General features: G+C 63.0%; 9 protein-coding genes. 8 read left to right on the forward strand and 1 reads right to left on the reverse strand.

Annotation, left to right across the window (positions count from 1 at the left end; all coding sequences use genetic code 11):
- The first annotated feature begins 183 nt into the window (after window positions 1-183).
- The 7 genes from JJ896_07930 to JJ896_07960 all read left to right on the forward strand — a co-directional run bounded on the left by JJ896_07930 (window position 184) and on the right by JJ896_07960 (window position 12499).
- Window positions 184-1869, forward strand: a complete 1686-nt coding sequence (locus JJ896_07930) for a T9SS type A sorting domain-containing protein (protein MBO6779569.1) — start codon at window positions 184-186, stop codon at window positions 1867-1869.
- Between the two features lie 3 nt (window positions 1870-1872).
- Window positions 1873-3909 carry an oligopeptide transporter, OPT family gene (locus JJ896_07935; GenBank protein MBO6779570.1) on the forward strand — a complete coding sequence of 679 codons (2037 nt, stop codon included), beginning with the start codon at window positions 1873-1875 and terminating at the stop codon, window positions 3907-3909.
- A gap of 1 nt (window position 3910) precedes the next feature.
- The gene (locus JJ896_07940) at window positions 3911-4597 is read left to right on the forward strand and encodes a metal-dependent hydrolase (GenBank protein ID MBO6779571.1); all 687 of its coding nucleotides are present in this window, start codon (window positions 3911-3913) and stop codon (window positions 4595-4597) included.
- A 23-nt stretch (window positions 4598-4620) separates the two neighbouring features.
- Entirely contained in the window at window positions 4621-5568 is a 948-nt protein-coding gene (locus tag JJ896_07945) for a hypothetical protein (protein MBO6779572.1), read from the forward strand.
- A gap of 6 nt (window positions 5569-5574) precedes the next feature.
- A complete protein-coding gene (locus JJ896_07950) occupies window positions 5575-6075 on the forward strand; it encodes a metallophosphoesterase family protein (GenBank protein MBO6779573.1) in 501 nt (166 codons plus the stop codon).
- A complete protein-coding gene (locus JJ896_07955) occupies window positions 6072-7823 on the forward strand; it encodes a SpoIIE family protein phosphatase (GenBank protein ID MBO6779574.1) in 1752 nt (583 codons plus the stop codon). Before JJ896_07950 ends, JJ896_07955 begins: the two co-directional genes overlap by 4 nt.
- Window positions 7824-8017: 194 nt before the next feature.
- On the forward strand, window positions 8018-12499 hold the full coding sequence (locus JJ896_07960; GenBank protein MBO6779575.1) for a response regulator: 4482 nt from the start codon (window positions 8018-8020) through the stop codon (window positions 12497-12499).
- Here the strand turns inward: JJ896_07960 and JJ896_07965 are convergent.
- Window positions 12489-13844 carry a M28 family peptidase gene (locus JJ896_07965; GenBank protein MBO6779576.1) on the reverse strand — a complete coding sequence of 452 codons (1356 nt, stop codon included), beginning with the start codon at window positions 13842-13844 and terminating at the stop codon, window positions 12489-12491. The genes JJ896_07960 and JJ896_07965 overlap by 11 nt on opposite strands.
- Window positions 13845-13986: 142 nt before the next feature.
- Between JJ896_07965 and JJ896_07970 the strand changes: the two genes are divergently transcribed.
- Window positions 13987-18204, forward strand: coding sequence for a S8 family serine peptidase (locus tag JJ896_07970; protein ID MBO6779577.1), 4218 nt, complete (start codon window positions 13987-13989; stop codon window positions 18202-18204).
- The last annotated feature ends 195 nt before the right edge of the window (window positions 18205-18399 follow it).

Here is an 18399-nt window from a genome sequence, read left to right on the forward strand (position 1 = left end):
TGAGTCGAGGTGAACCCCACCAACGTTGTGTGCTGCAAGCGGTTCAGCGCCCACTTTGGCGCGGTAGCGCTTTCTTGTCATATGTCCAATATTTCAATATGTTAAGGATGTGCTGAAACCGGACCCCCACCCACGCCGGCGCGCACCAAGACGCATGGACCGACAGATCGGCCCTCTATTCCTGTGAAGCTACCTTGTCAGTTGCCCGCGTGGGTGCTGTCCGCGCTGGTTGTATGGCTGGTCGCGGGACCCGCGGCTGCATCGGCGCAGTCGCTGCGCGCGCACGCACCCGACCGCATATCCGCCGGCGGGCAGGCTGCGGTCTACGTCGAATGGACCGAGAGCGATGCGTTTCAGGGCGGCGTGCTTCGACTGCCTCAGGGTTGGGATCTCATGGAGGCTCGCTGGGCGGGTTCGTTTGCCGCGGTCGAAGTTCGTGCGCGGACCCTGCAGGCGCCCGGCGTATGGCAGCTCATCCCGGAGGCGAGCGTTGACGGACAGGGAACGCTGATTCTGCGTGTGCGGGCTGCCGAGCGACCGGGGCGCGGAGCCTGGAGCTTCACGCCGTACCGTCTGGAGCGGCCGGATCCGACTACCTTCAGCCTCATTCCGGACGCGGGCCTGCGCATCGAGCATGGTCTGGTGGCCGCCGAACCGGCCCGCACGGAGAACCGCTCCCTGCACTTCGAGACGGGCGGCCGGCCGGTGATGCTGACGGCCGACGCACTGCCCACCCTTGACGCCGATGCGGCATTTACGGTGGAAGCCTGGATGCGCACGTCGCACACCGATCAGGTAGTCATGTCCGCCTGGGATGGACAGGAGCAGGTGCCGTACGCGATCGAACTCGTGGTCGACGAGCGCGGTCACCTCGTATTTTACCAGGGCATGCCGGGCGATCATCGTGCACTGCGCTCCCTTGAGCCCGTTGCACAGGGCACGTGGCATCACGTCGCCATGACGCACGATCCGGAGAGAGGCTGGGCGCGACTGCTCGTGGATGGGATTGCGCAGGACTCGGTTCGCCACGTGACGCCCCTGCAGCGCGGCATCGCGCCCGGACTGGCCCTCGCGGCGCGACCTGGCGACGAGCAAGCTCGGTTCTCCGGTGAGATTGATGAGCTGCGGGTTTGGGCCGTTGCCCGTACCCCGTCCATGGTGCGCAGCACGCTGTTTCGCCAGCTGCCGCAACCGGCAGTCGGTGCTACGTTTTTGTCTTTCGACGAGGCGATCCCCAGACGCCTGCTGGCCGACGGGACGAGAGCCCCTCGCCCCCGAAGAACCGATCTGACGTTCTCGAGGGGCATTACAGACCTGGGCGTTCAGCAGGACGAGTCCGGCGTCACCCTGTCCTGGGCACTGCAGGGTTTTCCCGATGGGCGATTCCTGATTGAAAGGAGCGAGGACGGCAGCGTGTTCGAGCAGGTCGGCACACTGAGCGCCTCGGCCGGAATCACGACCCTGACCGGGGCGTCGGCGTATTCCTTCCGGCACGACGACGTGCAGACCCTGGCCTTCTATCGCATCCGCCATCAGCGTCGAAGCGGACCCGAACACGTCTCGCATGCCGTCAAGGTGGGACGCAACGAGCAGATTGAAAAGCCACGTCTGGCGGTTCTGGACGGATCGTTCCCCAATCCGTTCAACCCAAGAACCACCATTCACTACGAGCTGAAGGAAGGGCAGGACGTCAGCGTGTCCGTCTGGGACCTGTCCGGACAGCGAGTTGCCATGCTCTGGAGCGGTTTCCAGGAAGCGGGACGGTATGAAGTGCCGTTCTCTGCCGATCAACTGCCAAGCGGGACGTATTTTGTGCGTCTCGCGTCCCCTGAGGGTGTGCAGAGCCACCCCATTCTCCTCATGAAGTAGTCTATGGCATCAAACACCGATCCGGAGGAACTGGCGCCGTTCATTCCGGCCTCTACAACGCTGCCTGAGATCACCGTAAAAGCCCTGGTTTTGGGCTTTTTGCTTTCCGCCGTGTTGGCAGGGGCGAATGCATACCTGGGACTGAAGGTGGGAATGACCGTCTCGGCATCGATTCCTGCTGCCGTGATTTCGATGGCCCTGCTGCGCCTGTTCCGGGAGCAGAACATCCTGGAGAACAACATCGTGCAGACGGCCGCTTCGGCCGGAGAGGCGGTGGCGGCCGGAGTCATCTTTACGTTGCCGGCTCTGGTGGTGCTGGGCTACTGGCAGGGATTCCCGTTCCTGCCGACCATGGCCGTTGCAGCGGCGGGCGGCGTGCTTGGGGTGCTGTTCACAGTACCACTGAGGCGGGCCCTCATCATTGAGGCCAAGCTGCAGTTTCCGGAAGGCGTCGCCACCGGCGAAGTGCTGAAGGCGGGCACTCGGGGCGGTGAGGGCGCCAAACTCATCGGCATCGCAGGTTTGGCGGGTGCCGGCCTCAAGCTTGCGCAATCCGGCTTCAAAATCGCGGCCGGAAAGGCCTCGGGGGCACTCACGGCCGGGGGTGCCGTCTTCGGTTTCGGCAGCGAACTGGGCGTGGCCCTGCTCGGTGTCGGCTTCATCGTGGGGCTGAACATTGCCACGCTGGTCTTCGGTGGTGGCTTGATCTCCTGGCTCGTGGGCATCCCGCTGTACGGCCTGCTTGCAAACCCGGACACGATTGAGTCGGTCACGGGTGGCGCCACGGGATACGGTGCGGCGGAGCAGATCTGGAGCGCGCGCATCCGGTTCATGGGAGTCGGCGCGATGGCGGCCGGAGGCATCTGGACGCTGGTGGCACTGGTCAAGCCGATTCGCGACGGCATTCGTTCCTCCCTGGAGGCCGTGCGCAACGCCCGGGCGGGCGGCGCCGACGCCGTCCCGCGTACCGAACGCGACATGCCGATCAACTCGGTGTTCGTGGGTACGCTGGCCATGGCAATCCCCATTTTTGCGGTGTTCCTGTTTGTGGTGGATCAGGACGCGCTTGGCGTTTCGTCCGGCACGTACTACGGCACGGTGCTGTTCGGCGTCGTGTTTGCTGTTTTGGCCGGCTTCTTCTTTGCATCCGTCGCCGGATACATGTCGGGACTTGTGGGGTCGTCCAACAACCCGATCTCAGGCGTAACCATTGCGACCATCCTGGCGGTGTCGCTGCTTCTGCTGCTCATCCTCGGAGCGCAGATTGATTTCGCGGTCGATGCGGCCCGTGCTACCTCCGCCGCTGCAACCGCAATTCTGGTTGGAGGCGTGGTGGCTTGTGCGGCGGCCATCGCGGGAGACAACATGCAGGACCTGAAGGCCGGGCAGATTGTCGGCGCGACGCCGGCCAAGCAGCAGATCCTGCAGGTCGTCGGCGTGCTGGCCGGGGCGGTGGCCATTGCTCCGGTGCTTCAGCTGTTGTTCTCGGCCTACGGTCTTGGCGACGTGTTTCCGCGGGCCGGCATGGACACGGCAGAGGCCCTGTCCGCGCCGCAGGCTACCCTGATGAGTTCGGTCGCGCACGGTGTCTTCTCGCGAGACCTGCCCTGGACCATGATCTGGATTGGCGTGGCGATTGCCGCCGCCCTCATCATCCTGGACCGCCACCTGGAGCGAACAGGATCCTCGTTCCGCACGCCGGTCCTTGCCGTAGCGGTTGGCATCTACCTGCCCATCGAGCTGACCACCCCCATTTTCATCGGAGGAGTGATTGCATGGGCTGCCGCGCGTGCCATCCGGAATGCCGGAGGAGGCAAGGAGGCCACCGCGACCGGGGCTCGGCAGGGTCTGCTGTTCGCCTCGGGACTCATCACCGGCGAGGCCCTGGTGGGCATTTTGCTCGCTATTCCTTTTGCCGCGACCCAAAGCACCGATGTGCTGGCCATTCCTCTGGGCGGCATGGACTGGTTGCCCATGGTGCTGGGACTGGGCGCGTTCGTGTGCTTCTGTGCCTGGATGTATCGCGTAGCCCGAGCCTGACATGAAACTGACCTACTACGGACACTCCGTGGTGCAGATCGAAACCGCGGACACCACCATCCTGGTGGACCCGTTCATTTCCGGGAATCCCCATGTAGAGGGGATCGTGGTCGCAGGGGACTTCCATCCGGACGTCATCCTGATCACGCACGCCCATGGCGATCACTGGGGAGACACAGAGGACATCGCCCGCCGGACGAACGCCCTTGTGGTGGCCAATCACGAAATCGTGACCTACCTGTCCGGCAAGACCGGCCACCAGCGGGTTCACGGCATGAACGTTGGCGGAGCCTATACATTTCCCTGGGGCACCGTGAAGCAGACGTTGGCCCGCCACTCTTCGTCCTTTCCGGACGGCACCTACGGCGGCAATCCCAACGGATACCTGCTGACGGTCGGAGACGACGTGGTGTACCTGGCCGGGGATACGGCGGTGTTCGCGGAAATGGCCTGGATAGGGGAGGACCATGACATCGACGTTGCGTTCTTGCCCATCGGAGACTGTTATACGATGGGCCCTGAGGACGCCGTGCGTGCAGCAGGCATGCTCAAGCCTGCTGTGACGGTGCCGGTTCACTACAACACGTTTCCGCCGATCGAGGTGGACGTGGCGTCGTGGCTGGACCGCATGGTAGACGCCGGACACAGAGGGCACGTGCTTCGCCCTGGCGAAACGCTTTCGATTTAGTTACGTAGGGCACCGTATCCGTTATGATGCGGAAGGCCCGGACATCTCCCTTAAGGCGCGTTGCTTCGGCAGCGCTGGCCGCGGTCGTGCTTTATGCCGTCGCGCCAGGGGAGAGTACGGCCCAGCGGCCCATCCGTGTGTTCGACCCGTTCTACCACGACGAGAGCCCTCGGCGAGGGTTCTTTGACGGTTACGCGGTGACGGGGGAGCTGATCTACCGTCCGACGGGGCTGTTGCAGGGCGGCGCGGTTACCGGTCCCGCGGGCGATGCGCTGGGCGTCAATCTCCGGGTCGAATACGAACTGTCCGACCGCGTTGACGTGGGCATGTATCTCGATGCGACCAATACCGGCGTCGGTTCAGCGCCTTCCCTGCGGTGGTTGACGCTGCAGTACTACCGCATGGACGAGTTCACGGACTACGCCATCCGGTTTGCCGTAGACCCCATCGCCCATGGCGTGTCGGGGTTTCCTCAGATGGACCTGGCGTTCCTGTACGGATCGCCCTTCAGTCCGGGGGTGCGCACCGACTATGCCCTGGGCGTTCGGCGTGTTCAGATTGGAGTGCAGGAACTGATCACCCGAACGAGCCCGACCGTTGACCCGTCCGATCCCACTCCGACGCCCCCGCCGGAAAGTCGATCGGTACTGCGCACCCAGGCCTTTGGCTGGGAGGTGCACATGAGCGGTCGGTACAGCATTGTGTTTGATCCGGCCGGCTCCAGCCTGTACGTGTCCCTCCTGGGACAGGGCGGCAGCTATGACCTTGTGGAGTGGGACATTGAGGCGCCAGAAGAACGCAGTTCGTCCGATTTCAACGGGGGCGTCATCTGGAGTCGTATCGGGCTGCAGTTTGACCGGCCGAGCTTCCGGTTCGGGCCTTACGTATCGGTCCCCCTCCGCCAGTGGGCACCAAGTGGCGAATACCCGCGACTCCAGACTCGTGTCGGCTTCCGGCTGACGTTTCGGTAGGCCCGATTGATCGTAGGCGTCGTCTCTGATACGCACGGGTGGTTCCACCCAGAACTACCCTCCGCGCTCGGAGATTGCGACCTCATCCTGCATGCGGGCGACGTCGGCGATCCGTCGATTCTTGAACGTCTTGCCGAGGTCGCTCCGACGCGCGCGGTACCGGGCAACATAGACGGGCAGTACATCCTGCGTCGCTACCCTGCGCACGACCGATTCGAGTTCGAAGGCCTTAGATTCTGGATGACACACATCGCAGGACATCCGGATCGATGGCAGGCCGGTCTCGGCCCGATGCTGCGCCAGGATCCACCGGACGTGTTCATTTGCGGCCACAGTCATATCCTTCGCATTGAACGTGTGGCTTCGCTGGGGAATATGTTGTTTCTGAACCCCGGCGCGGCAGGGAGGCAGGGGTTTCATCAGGTAAAGACCTGCGTCCGGCTGCACCTGGACGGCGGAAAGGCCGTGCAGGCGGAAGTCGTGCACCTGGATGAATCCCCCGCATGACAGAAAGCGAACTCAAGGTTCAGCGCACCGAACGATTCGACCTGCGAGCGCTCTACGAGACCAGCAGGATCCTGAATTCCAGCCTGGAACTGGAATTCGTGCTGAACAACCTGCTGCTCACCGCCATGAGCAAGCTGTTGGTCACCCGAGGTGCCGCGTTCCTGTACGACCAGATTGAGGGGGCGTACCGCGTCGCCGCGGTAAAGGGTATTCGAGGCCTTAAGGCTGGGGAATACCTGGACCTGCCGGGCTTGTCTCCAGGCGCGCTGGCGCAGGGAGAAGCCGTGCCGGCCACGCTCGCCGACCGTGGAATCGACCTGGCGGTTTCTGTCGCCTATGGGGATCGCGTGCTGGGATTGTTGGCTCTGGGCCCGAAAGCACTTGGACGGGACTTCGAGAGTCGCGAACTGGAGTTTGTGCACTCGCTGGTCAACATGTCGTCCGCGGCCGTGCACAACTCACTCATGGTGGAGGAGCTCAAGCAGGCCAACCGGGACCTGGACGGCAAGGTGCAGCAACTCAACACGCTGTTCGATCTCTCCCAGGAGTTCAACGCCACCGTGGACCGGGCAAGGCTGGTCAAGCTGCTCTCGCTGGGCCTGATGGGCCAGATGCTGGTCAGCAAGCACCTCTTCCTGCTCGGGTCCAGCGAGCCCTCCGAGGACGCGCAGGCGCTGGAGAGTGAGGACGGCACCCGATATTTCCGGGTGGTTACCTCCAAGGGCGTGCCGGCAGGCGCCCTCGGCAAGGAGGCACTGCTGGCATTGTGCCGTCTGGAGACCGTGGAATTGGTCGGGCACGATGCTTCGGAGGCCTGGACGTCTTTCCGGGAGCAGGGTCTTGTCGTGGCCATTCCCATCAGGCAGAAAGGGGAGACCGGCGGGGTTCTTTGCCTGGGGCCCAAGATGACCGGCAAGCCGTACGGCCCCGACGATGTCGAATTCCTGATCTCGCTCGGCAACCTCGCTTTTGTCTCGCTCCAGAATTCTTTCCTGGTGGAGCAGCAGCTTGAGAAGCAGCGCCTCGAGGAGGAGATACGTTTGGCCCGGCAGATTCAGGAAGGGCTTCAACCGGCGTCCCTGCCTGAGGTGGAGGGACTTGAGATCGCGACGCTTGCCCTGCCGAGCCGGCATGTGGCGGGCGACTACTACGACGTAGTCGAGCTCGACGGCGGTCGCATTCTTCTGGCCATTGCCGATGTGACCGGAAAGGGCATGCCCGCGTCGCTGCTCATGTCCAATCTGCAGGCAGCGCTTCACTCCATACTGCCCATGGACATCACGCTGGAAGAGGCGACGGCAAACATGAACCGGGTGATTTGCCGAAACACCGGGTTCGACAAGTTCATCACCTATTTCCACGGCATTTACCACAAGGAGCGGCGCACATTCCGCTACGTCAATGCCGGGCACAATCCGCCGATGCTGCTCCGGGCAACCGGAGAGGTGGAAGAACTCGAAACGGGAGGCCTGTTGCTTGGTGTGATGAAGGGCATGCCCTATGAAGCGGGTCTCGTGACGCTGGAGAAAGGGGACGTGCTCGCCATTTTTACCGATGGCGTCACCGAGGCCATGAGTCCCGACGGCGAAGAGTTCGAGGAGCCTCGATTGGAGAAGGTGTTGCGCGAGGCCTCGGCGGGATCCGCCCAGGAGATCCTGGACGGAGTGCGAACTGCCATCAGGGAATGGACGGCCGATGCGCCGACGCTGTCAGACGACCTCACGATGATCGTCGTCAAAGCGATCTAGCAGCGAGCTCCTGCACGGGTTCGCGATCTGCTTTCGGGATGCGGCGTGCGAATCGCGCTTTACCCGCGCACGAAATGGCCGAAACCTGACTCTGAGCAGCACTCAATACCGCCATTTTGCACCGCCTGCCCCCCTTAATATTCTTCCTGGGCGTCCTGACGGCCTTTCCGGCTTCGGGACAGGAAGGTCCTGGCATGGGCCTGGACCCCTCCAGACGACTGACACAGGCCGTTTCTGAATCCTGGGGCGAGGAGGAGGGCCTGCCTCAGAGCAGCGTGCGCTCCTTGCTGCAGACGCCGGACGGGTATCTGTGGGCCGGCACGCAGGGCGGACTCGTTCGATTCAACGGTCGGCAGTTCGATGTCTTTGACCGGTCGAATTCCGCAGCCTTTGTGGCTTCCCACGGCACCCGAAGTCTGCTGTGGGCGGAGGACTCGCTTTGGGTCGGCACTTCAGGGTCGGGACTGCTCCGCTGGGACGGCAGCGCACTGGTACGGGCCGGCTTGCCGGAAGAGCTCAGCCGCAGCGTAATTTCCTCCATCGCGGCCCACCCGGAAGGCACCGTCTGGGCAGCGACCTTTGGAGACGGCGTATTTGTGTATCCCGTAGGCGGAGGGCCCATCCGCAGGATCACCGCAGCCTGGGGCCTCCCGGATGATTACACCACCGCGATCTCGATTGAGTCGGACGGGACCGCCTGGTTAGGTACGAAGTCCGGGCTGGCCCGCATCAAGGATGGCCAGCTCACGGTCTGGGATGAGGACGATGGGCTCCCGAGCAGCGAAATCACGTCCGTCATAAGCACCAGCACCGGGCTGATCTCAGTCGGCACCAAGGCAGGTCTCCGGGTTTTCGACGGCACCCGCTTCACGACGGACGTGGCCGCCGCCGACGAGGAGGTGGACGTACAGTTTGAGGACCGATTCGGCAGTCGGTGGCTTGGCACGACTACAGGCGGCGTGGTTCGCCTCACCTGGAACGGGATCGATCGTTACACCACAGAGCATGGTCTGACACACGACGCAGTGGCTGCCTTTGTGGAAGACGCCGAAGGCAGCGTCTGGATCGGCACCGACGGAGGAGGTCTCAACCGGCTGCGTCCCGGGAAATTCGAGTCCTACACGGTGCTTGAGGGCATGGCCTCCAATATGGCCTACGGCGTATGGGTGGATCCGTCCAACCGCATCTGGGTGGGAAGCGAAAGTGATGGCATCTCGGTCATCGACCAGCAGGAAACCAGACTCATCACCACGCAGAACGGCCTGTCTGGAGACAATGTGATGTCGATCGCAGGAACGAGCGATGGCGCGGTCTGGGCGGGTACCTACGGGGCGGGACTGAACCGTATCTCGCCGGAAGGAGACATCACCCATTTTTCGGCGGCCGACGGCCTGGCCCACGACGTGGTGTCCAGCATCGTGGTGGCACCGGGAGACGTGCTTTGGATCGGCACGGACGGGGGCGTCAGCCGATATGCCGACGGAGAGTTCTACAACACAACCGTCGATGATGGCCTGCCCAGCCCGTACATCATGTCGCTGTACCGAGACTCGGCCGGCGGGATCTGGGCCGGCACGTACGACGGCGGCGTTGCCCACATCGAGGGAAGTCAGATTACGGTGTTCGACACGGACGCCGGCCTTGGTGTCAACATGGTGCTCGATGCGGTGGAGACGGCCCCCGGAGAAATCTGGCTCGCGACCTACGGCGGTGGCCTCTCTCGCGTCCAGCAGGCAGAAGTCACCACGCTGACCATGCAGGATGGTCTGTTTGACGATACCATCTACGGGCTGGTTGTGGACGACCTCGGTCAGCTCTGGATGACGAGCCCGCGGGGCCTGTTTTCGGTGCCGGTGGCGGAGCTCAACGCCGTCGCGAACGGTGTTCGGGAGCGGGTGAATTCCACATCCTACGGTCGGGACGACGGCCTCAAGTCAAACGAGTTCAACGGCGGATTTCAGCCCGCTGCATGGAGAGGCCCGGACGGGCGACTGGTTTTCCCGTCCATCGAAGGAATCGCGGTGATCTCACCGCACAACGTGCCTCGAAACACGGTGGTGCCGCCGGTTCATCTGGAACATCTGAAGGTCGACGGTTCAACGACCACGTTCCACGCAGGACTGGTCACTGACGTCACACCGGGGCGCGTGGAGGTGGCATTCGCGGGGCTGAGCTTCATGGTACCGGAGGAAGTCCAATACCGGTACATGCTGGAGGGGTACGACGCGGACTGGACCTACACGTACGAGCCCAAGGCCGTCTACACGAACCTGCCCGCAAAGCAGATGCTCTTCCGGGTGCAGGCAGCCAACAATGACGGCCTGTGGAACGAGATTGGCGCGGAGATCGCCATCAACCGTCCGCCGCGGTTCTGGGAGACCGGCTGGTTCGCGGGACTGTGCCTGCTGCTGATCCTGGCCACCACCTGGCTGGCCGTCAAGTTGCGCCTCAAGGCCATGAAAGAGCGCCAGCGCCAGCTGGAGCAGACGGTTGCCGAGCGCACCAGGGACCTGCGGGAGGAGAAGGAGCGCGTTGAGGAAGCCAAGACAGTAATTGAGGCGCAGGCGGAAAAACTCAAGGAGCTCGACCGGTTCAAGACGAAGTTCTTCTCCAACGTCAGCCACGAATTCCGAACACCGCTGACCATGATCGTCGGTCCCCTCGAGAACGCCCTGAAGGGTCAGTACGGGGATCTGAGCGATGCGCTCCGGCGCCAGAGTCAGATCATGCTGCGCAACGCGCTGCGGCTGCTGAACCTGATCAACCAGTTGATGGATCTGTCCAAGCTGGAGGCGGGACGCATGCCGCTCAAGGCCGGCGCCAAGAACATTGTCACGTTCATGCAGAACCTGCAGCTGACCGTGACGGCGCTCGCCGAGAAGAAGAATATCGAGATGCCGTTTGAGGCGCCGGGCAGGGACATCGAGCTCTACTTCGAGCCGGACAAAATGGAGAAGGTGTTCTACAACCTGCTCTCCAACGCGCTCAAGTTCACACCGGAAGGTGGTCGGGTAGGCATCTCCATCGCGGAAACCGACGACACCGTCACAGTCACCGTCAAGGATTCCGGCAAGGGCATCCCCAGGGAGCAGCTACCGCACGTGTTCGACCGCTTTCATCAGGTCGAGGGCACCAAGTCCAACGACATCGAAGGCACCGGCATCGGTCTGTCCCTGGTCAAGGAAATGGTGCTGCTTCACGGCGGGGAGGTCTCCGTGGACAGCGAAGTAGGCGAGTGGACCGCATTCTCGGTCACGCTGCGCAAGGGGACCGAGCACCTGCAGCAGGATCAGATTGTGGCGGAGATCACCTCCAGGGAGAACAACCTTTCGACGGTCGCCAAGCTGGCCGAGGGAGAGAACCTCGTCGAAGTTGAGGACAGGCACTGGAAGACGGTCAACCTGGATGCGCCCCTGATCATGGTGGCGGACGACAACCCGGACGTGCGGTCGTACGTATCGGAGATCCTGGAAACGCACGGATACCGCACGGTCAAGGCGTTCGACGGCCAGGACGGTCTTGAGAAAGCCCGCATCCGGCGCCCGCGCTTGATACTGTCGGACGTCATGATGCCGCGCATGGACGGGCTGGAGCTCTGCCGAGCCGTCAAGGCGGACCCGGAACTGAAGCACACACCCATCATCCTGCTGACGGCACGTGCTACCAATCAGTCCGCGATTGACGGGCTGGACTCGGGTGCGGATGACTATCTGCCGAAGCCGTTCAATACGAACGAACTCCTGGCCCGCATTGCAAACCTCATTCGCGGCAGGGAAGAGCAGCAGAAGCTGGTGGTCCAGACCGAGGAACTCGAAAAGCGTGTCGACGAGCAGGTCGACATCATTCTGAGTCAGCGCAAGAACTACGAAGCGACCATTCTTTCAGAGCGCGACCGCGCGATCGCGGCGTCGCAACTCAAGCAGAACATTCTCGACAACGTCAGTCACGAATTCCGCACGCCGCTGACGGCCATCATGGGATTCGCAGAGATCCTGGCGGAGACAACCGTAGAAGAGGATCGCGAATTCGTGGATACGATCCGGGAGAACGGAGAGCGCCTGCTTGCCACACTGGACGGCATTCTGCGGCTGGCCAACCTGCGTAGCAATCCGGAGTTTGTCGAGCGCCGGCGAACGGAACTGGGCACCCTGGTAGAAGAAGTGTTGGAGGATGTCTCCCGGGAGCACGGCACCACAGGGCACACGGTGCAATTCAACGCCGGCACCGAGCCCGCCATGGCCGAGATCAACACCCGGGCGGTTTCGACAGCCGTGGAAAACGTGCTGGAGAACGCATTCAAGTTCTCGCCGAACGGCGGCAATATTACCGTGACGGTGGAGAATGTGGCGCGCGGTGTGCAGATCAGCGTGAGCGATGAGGGCATCGGTATCCCGCCGGATCGTTGCGAGGACGCGTTCGAGCCGTTCAAGCAGGTATCACAGGGCCTGGCGCGCGAGTACGGAGGTGTGGGCATCGGTCTTTCAGTTGCCCGGGAGCTCGTTGAGGACCATGCCGGCACCATCAGGCTGCACAGCCAGGTCGGAGAAGGCACGACCATCCGGATCTGGCTACCGCTTGAACGCACCGATCTCACGAAGGAAGAGTCCCCGGACCGGCCCGCCGTGCAGCCGCCGTCGCACCGACGCGCGCCGGATGCCGGAACGTCTATCGCCTGATCAGGCCGCCGGGAAAGACCACCTCACTTTCGTTCCCGTCATGTCCGACTGCGGCGACTCCGAACAGGAAGTTGTCGATGACGATGCCCTCCAGCGTGTACTGGGTTGCGCCGGTCACGAATCTCCTGTGCTGCCATTGCGGGGCAGTCGTGTCGCGCCAATACACCGCGTAGCCTGCGACGTTCGGATCTTCGGGGGCTTCCCAGGCGAGTGTCGTGGAGGGACGCACGGCCCCTCCAATGCGCACCCGTTCCGGTGCGGGCGGCGCCCATGCGAGCCCGGCAAGAGAGATGACGTTGACCCCGGTCAGTTTGGCGGCGTACTCGAAGTTGACTCCCTCGATGACGTCCCCGTACGCGATCCCGTTCTCGGTCCTTAGATCCTGGTGCTGGCGGTTGTAGTTCTCATGGGCCTCCATGATGCGCACACCCGCAAAACCGGCGTCGTTGAAGGGACGGTGGTGCCCGCCACGTCCAAACCGGTCCAGCCGGTAGATCATCATGGGGTTCATCTCCGGCATGTACGTGCGCGTCATGCGGTGCACGTACCGGGCAATCTGACGGGACACCCCATCGACCTCACCGCCGTAGAATCGACGCGAACGGCGAGCCTGCTCGGACTCCGTCACAGGCGTGGGCTCGGAGAAAATGCGGAAGGCTCTGTTGTCGATGACTCCGTCGACGCCCTCGATGTTGCCGATCATGTCATTGTTGAGCACACCGACGATGTGCCAGTCCTGCTCCTGTGCCACCGCGGCCATGTGCTGCCCCCCGAACAGACCCTGCTCCTCTCCGCTCAGTCCCGCATAGACTACCGAGTTGGGGAACTCATACTGCGTCAGAATGCGCGCGGCCTCCAGGGTGCCTGCCATGCCGGAGGCGTTGTCATTGGCTCCGGGTGAGTCATCCGTAAAGTTGTTGGAGCTCGACACCCGGCTGTCGATGTCGCCCGACATGATGACATACCGGTCCGGGTAATCGGTGCCCCGCTGGATTGCCACCACGTTCACGATCCAGGTGTCCGTCGGAATGCGACTGGACACGCCGGCTTCCACCAGGTAGCGCTGGTAGAAGACCTCCAGGCAGCCTCCGCACGCCTCAGAGATCCGGTCGAACTCAGCCTTGATCCACCGTCGCGCCGCTCCGATGCCACGCGTATCGCTCAGCGTGTCGGACAGCGTGTGTCGCGTGCCGAATTCCGCCAGGGTGCGGATGTCTGCCTCCAGTCTTTCGGGCGATGGGGCCGTGGCAATCTCGTAGATCCGGGCATCCGTCGCCGGAGGCGTTTGGGCCTGGACGGTCCCGGAGAGCAGGAGGAGGGCTGGGAGGAGTGAAGCGTAGCGCATGAACCGGTGGCTTGGTCGTGTGGAGCCCGAAAATAGGATTTAAGTCTGGTGTGTGGCGGCCGATACCCCCCCTGCGGCTCTCCGTCTGTTTAGGCGGCAGTTCGGGGTGCCGACAACACTTCCCCCATCCAGACACACTGGTATGCGCACCGCACCGATCTTCCTTTTTCTCTTCGCCCTCACCCTCGCGGGTTGTGCCGACAACATGGTGTCGGACAAGTCGCGCCAGGCGGAGCAGAATTTCACTCTGGACGCCTACACCACGGCCGACGCGGACAAGATTCGCCATCGCGACAAGTTCCGCACCAAGACCGCCGGCAAGACCGCGGGCATGGTGGGCCTCATCGTCGAGACCCAGAAGCTGGTTGACCGCAACAAGCTGGTCGACCGCTACAAGCTGGTTGACCGCAACAAGCTGGTCGATCGTCACAAGCTGGTGGACCGCCATCGTTTTGACAACGTGTTCTATGGCCTGGCCATCGACATCGATGAGACGATGCTGGATACTATCCTGACGATGATGGCCAATGATCCGGAGATCATCTGGGTCGAGCCTGACCTGCTCATGGATGTGTTGGCGAACCCGCGTACCCAGGACACCGGAACAGGCCAGCTCATGCCGTGGGGCATCGAGCGCGTCGGCGGCCAGAAATCCACCACAGCGTCAGGAGACGGATCCGGTTCGGTGACCGGCCCCCACGTATTCGTCCTGGATACCGGGGTGCGTGGTCGGGACCTGAACCTTGTCGAGAGCCGCAACTTCTCGGATGAAATGACTGCCGAGGACCACGAGGGCCACGGCACGCACATCGCCGGCACCATTGGCGGCATGGACAATGCGACGGACGTGGTCGGTGTCGCCCCTGGCGTGGCCATGCACTCCTTCAAGGTGCTCAACAACAACGGGTCGGCGGACGAGGCCATGACGGTCAAGGCGCTCGACGAGGTCATCGGCTTCAAGATTGCCAACCCGGCCACCCCGGTGGTGGTCAATCTCTCGCTGGGTGCCGATGTCGGCTCGACGGATCCAACCGCGCTGGACATCGCCGTGCAGGCCGCGATTGATGCCGGAGTGGTCGTGGTCGTCTCCGCCGGCAACAACGGCGTCGAGATGAGCACGGTTATGCCTGGACGTGTGCCGGGCGCCATTACCGTCGGCAGCCACGACGTGTTCAATCGCGCGAGCCAATTCTCCAACTACGGCCCGGCCGTGGACATCTACGCACCGGGAGAGACCATCCTGTCGCTGGCGCCGGGCCTGGGCGGGGAGGTCGACCTCTACCTGGCCGACGGCACCTCGATGGCCACAGGCCACGTGACCGGAGCTGCCGCCCTGCTGCTGGCCGAGGACCCCAACATGAGTCCTGCTCAGGTGCAGAACGCGCTCATCGCGACGGCCGAAGTCCGGGTTCTCGGCGCTCCTGCCGGTACCACCGACAAAGGCCTGTGGGTAGGCCAGTTGGAAATGGACGAGGTCGACGTGCCTCCATTCTTCCAGTTCGCCATCGCTTCGGGCAACTCGCTCGAGATGAACGGCGGTGTGCACATCGGTGTCGAGTCCTCCCTGTCCGCGACGATGAACGCATCGGTGTACTCCAGCGGTGACCTCAAGCTGTCTGGGCAGGGTAACCTGGTCGAAGGGTTCGGCTACCACAAGGGCAGCCTGGACGGTGCGTCCAACGCCTTTCAGCCGCGCTACAATCCCACGAACGAGCCGGTCCATGCGACTGTCGATGAAATCAACATGCCGTACCTGGTGGCCGACAACCTCGAGCCACTGGCGACGAAAGTGCACAGGGACGGCCTGATCCTGAGCGGTACGGTGTCCATGGGTACCTGCCTGGCGCCTGAGATCTGGTATGTCAACGGGTCGGTCGAGACCGAAGGGACGACAACCTTCTCTGGCTTCGGCATCATTGTCGCCACAGGCGACATCAAGATCAGCGACGATCTCTTCACGGCCATCACCGGTGAGGAGAGCCAGATCGGGCTGTATACCAACGGCAAAGTGGAGACCACCACCCGGGTAGACATCGCCGCACAGATCTTCGCCAACGGTACGCCCACATTCGAAAACGGGACACGCATTCTCGGCAACATCGTCACCCAGGGGGGTGTGGACTTCAAAGGCGACGCGGAGGTGCTGTATCGCCCCGCATCGCCGGCCCTGACCGAGCCCATCTGGCCCGTCGGCAACTGGGACGGCTCCTGCCCCGAAATCAATGACTCCGGCGAGGCACCGGATCTGAGCGTCTCCAACGTGACGGTCGATGAGGCGGTCGGCCAGGCCCGCGTGGAGCTAGGCCTTTCGTTTGCGACCTCGCAGCACGTGACGCTGGACTACTCGACGCAGGACGGTTCGGCAGAAGCCGGTCGTGACTACACGTCCAGCAACGGCACCCTGACGCTTCAGCCGGGCACGAACGCGTGGACGCTCTTTGTCCCGATTACCCAGGACAATGTGTATGAGGCCGGGTCGGAGTCCTTCACCATGGCCTTCACCAACGGGCAACACGTGAACCTGCCCGCAAACCCGATCACCGTAACGATTTCCGACGATGATCCCCTCCCCACAATCAGGGCCGAGAACGGTTCAGTGGACGAGGGAGAGCCCACCGCAGTCGCGAACATAGCGCTTTCGAATCCCAGCCAGTTCCCTGTGTCGGTGGCGTGGGAGACCCAGAGTGGCACCGCATCTTCGTCTGGCGACTATTCGCACGCCTCCGGTCAGGTGACAATCCCGGCCTATCAGACCAAAGCGCAGGTCAGCGTCGACGTGCATGAAGATTCTCAGCCGGAAGCAACTGAGACCTTCAAGATCGCTATCGCGAATCCAGAGGGTGCGTCGATGGGGTTGGCGCTCGGAACGATCACACTGAAGGACAATGAGCCGGCCATCCGGATCGGTGACCAGGCTGCCGACGAGCGCGACGGATCTGTCACACTGGACGTCACGCTTACCCGCGCCAGTCCCTACCCGGTTACGGCTGAGTTTGCGTCTTCGGACGGTACCGCCGGAACCTCGGAGTACGCTGCGGTCAGCGGAACACTGACGTTTGCACCGGGCGAGACGCACAAGAGCATTGCGACAAGTCTGACGGACAACGCCACTCCTCAGCACAACCGCACCTTCACTGTCGCACTCGGTAACGTCGCGCATGCCCACGTCGACAAAGGGCAGGCGACATTTACCATTCGTGACGACGAGCCTACTGTCTCCGTCGAAAACACCGGCAACGTGGACGAGGGTGCGGGCAGCATGACCTTTCGAGTCAAGCTGGATCGGACCGGCGCATACCCGGTCACGGTCAACTTCGCCTCCGTAGATGGAGCCACGACCGCCTCAGCTGCGGTGTCGGGGACCGACTATGATGCGGCATCCGGCCAGTTGACCTTCCAGCCCGGAGAGACCGAAAAACTCGTTGCTGTCGGGGTTCTCGACAATCAGCTGGTTCAGCCGGACCGTCAGCTCACGCTTGCCCTGTCGGGTGCGCAGAATGCCCACACGGGTTCCATGTCGGCAAGCGGCACGATCTACGACAACGAGCCGCGTGTTTCGATCCACGATGCCTCGGCGGTCGAAGGTGCAGGCACCATGGTCTTCCAGGTGCAGCTGAACAACCCGAGCACGCAGCCCGTGACGGTTGCTTACTCTACGCAGAGCGCCACCGCCACGTCAGGAGCCGACTTTGTCGCGGCCTCCTCTTCGATGACGATTCCGACCGGTCAAACCTCCGGCACGGTGTCAATCGGTCTGCTGGATGACGACGACTATGAGGGCGATGAGGTCTTTGCGGTGATCATCGACAGTGCCACGGGCGCCGGCGTCGACGACAACGCAGCGGCGGGCCAGATCCAGGACAACGATGCGCCTCCGGCCCCGCCTGCTCCCCCGACCACCTCTGTTCAGGTGCTGGACACGTTCGCTGCCACCGCCTTTGGCGGCAACGACGGCAGCAACAACTGGGCCTCCGACTGGGAGGAAATCGGCGAGAGCGATGGTGTCTCCAGCGGCAGGGTACGAGTCGTGTCGTCCGGTAACTGCCAAAGCGGCAGCTGCGCCCGTCTCTATTCCAGATGGGGCAACAACCGGGGCCTGGAGCGCACTGCAGACCTCGCTGGAACGAGTTCCGCCACCCTGACGCTCTATGCCAACAAGCACAAATATAGAGGCCAGGCCGCGCTTCAAGTCTCGAACGGCGGCGGCTGGCACACGCTGAGCACCTTCGATTCGACGGGCGACCTCTCCTTCGATATCACGAGTTACATCTCGGGCTCCACCAAGGTGCGGGTTATCCAGACTGCCAACGGCAGCGGGGGTTACCTCTACATCGACAACGTGGAGATCACCGCGAACTGAGTTCAGGGCCAGAGCCTGCAGATTGGGATGAGGGCCGCTCCGGGTACGGGGCGGCCCTTTCTGCGTCTGGCCCTGGCATCGGTGCCCCCCCGGAGGGTGGCCCAGCCGGTGGCAGGTCGCCATGCGAACCCATGCGAACCGGGGAAGGCGTGGCACGGAGCCCATCGCCCGCATACGAAAAAGCCGTCGGCATCT

The organism is Rhodothermales bacterium, from assembly GCA_017643395.1.
Taxonomy (GTDB): Bacteria; Bacteroidota; Rhodothermia; order Rhodothermales; family UBA10348; genus JABDJZ01.

What these genes read in the sequence shown, in the direction of transcription:
- JJ896_07935 (MBO6779570.1), top strand. Translation starts at nt 1,873, where the DNA reads ATGGCATCAAACACCGATCCGGAGGAACTGGCGCCGTTCATTCCGGCC.
- JJ896_07940 (MBO6779571.1), top strand. Translation starts at nt 3,911, where the DNA reads ATGAAACTGACCTACTACGGACACTCCGTGGTGCAGATCGAAACCGCG.
- JJ896_07945 (MBO6779572.1), top strand. Translation starts at nt 4,621, where the DNA reads ATGATGCGGAAGGCCCGGACATCTCCCTTAAGGCGCGTTGCTTCGGCA.
- JJ896_07955 (MBO6779574.1), top strand. Translation starts at nt 6,072, where the DNA reads ATGACAGAAAGCGAACTCAAGGTTCAGCGCACCGAACGATTCGACCTG.
- JJ896_07960 (MBO6779575.1), top strand. Translation starts at nt 8,018, where the DNA reads ATGGGCCTGGACCCCTCCAGACGACTGACACAGGCCGTTTCTGAATCC.
- JJ896_07965 (MBO6779576.1), bottom strand. Translation starts at nt 13,844, where the DNA reads ATGCGCTACGCTTCACTCCTCCCAGCCCTCCTCCTGCTCTCCGGGACC.
- JJ896_07970 (MBO6779577.1), top strand. Translation starts at nt 13,987, where the DNA reads ATGCGCACCGCACCGATCTTCCTTTTTCTCTTCGCCCTCACCCTCGCG.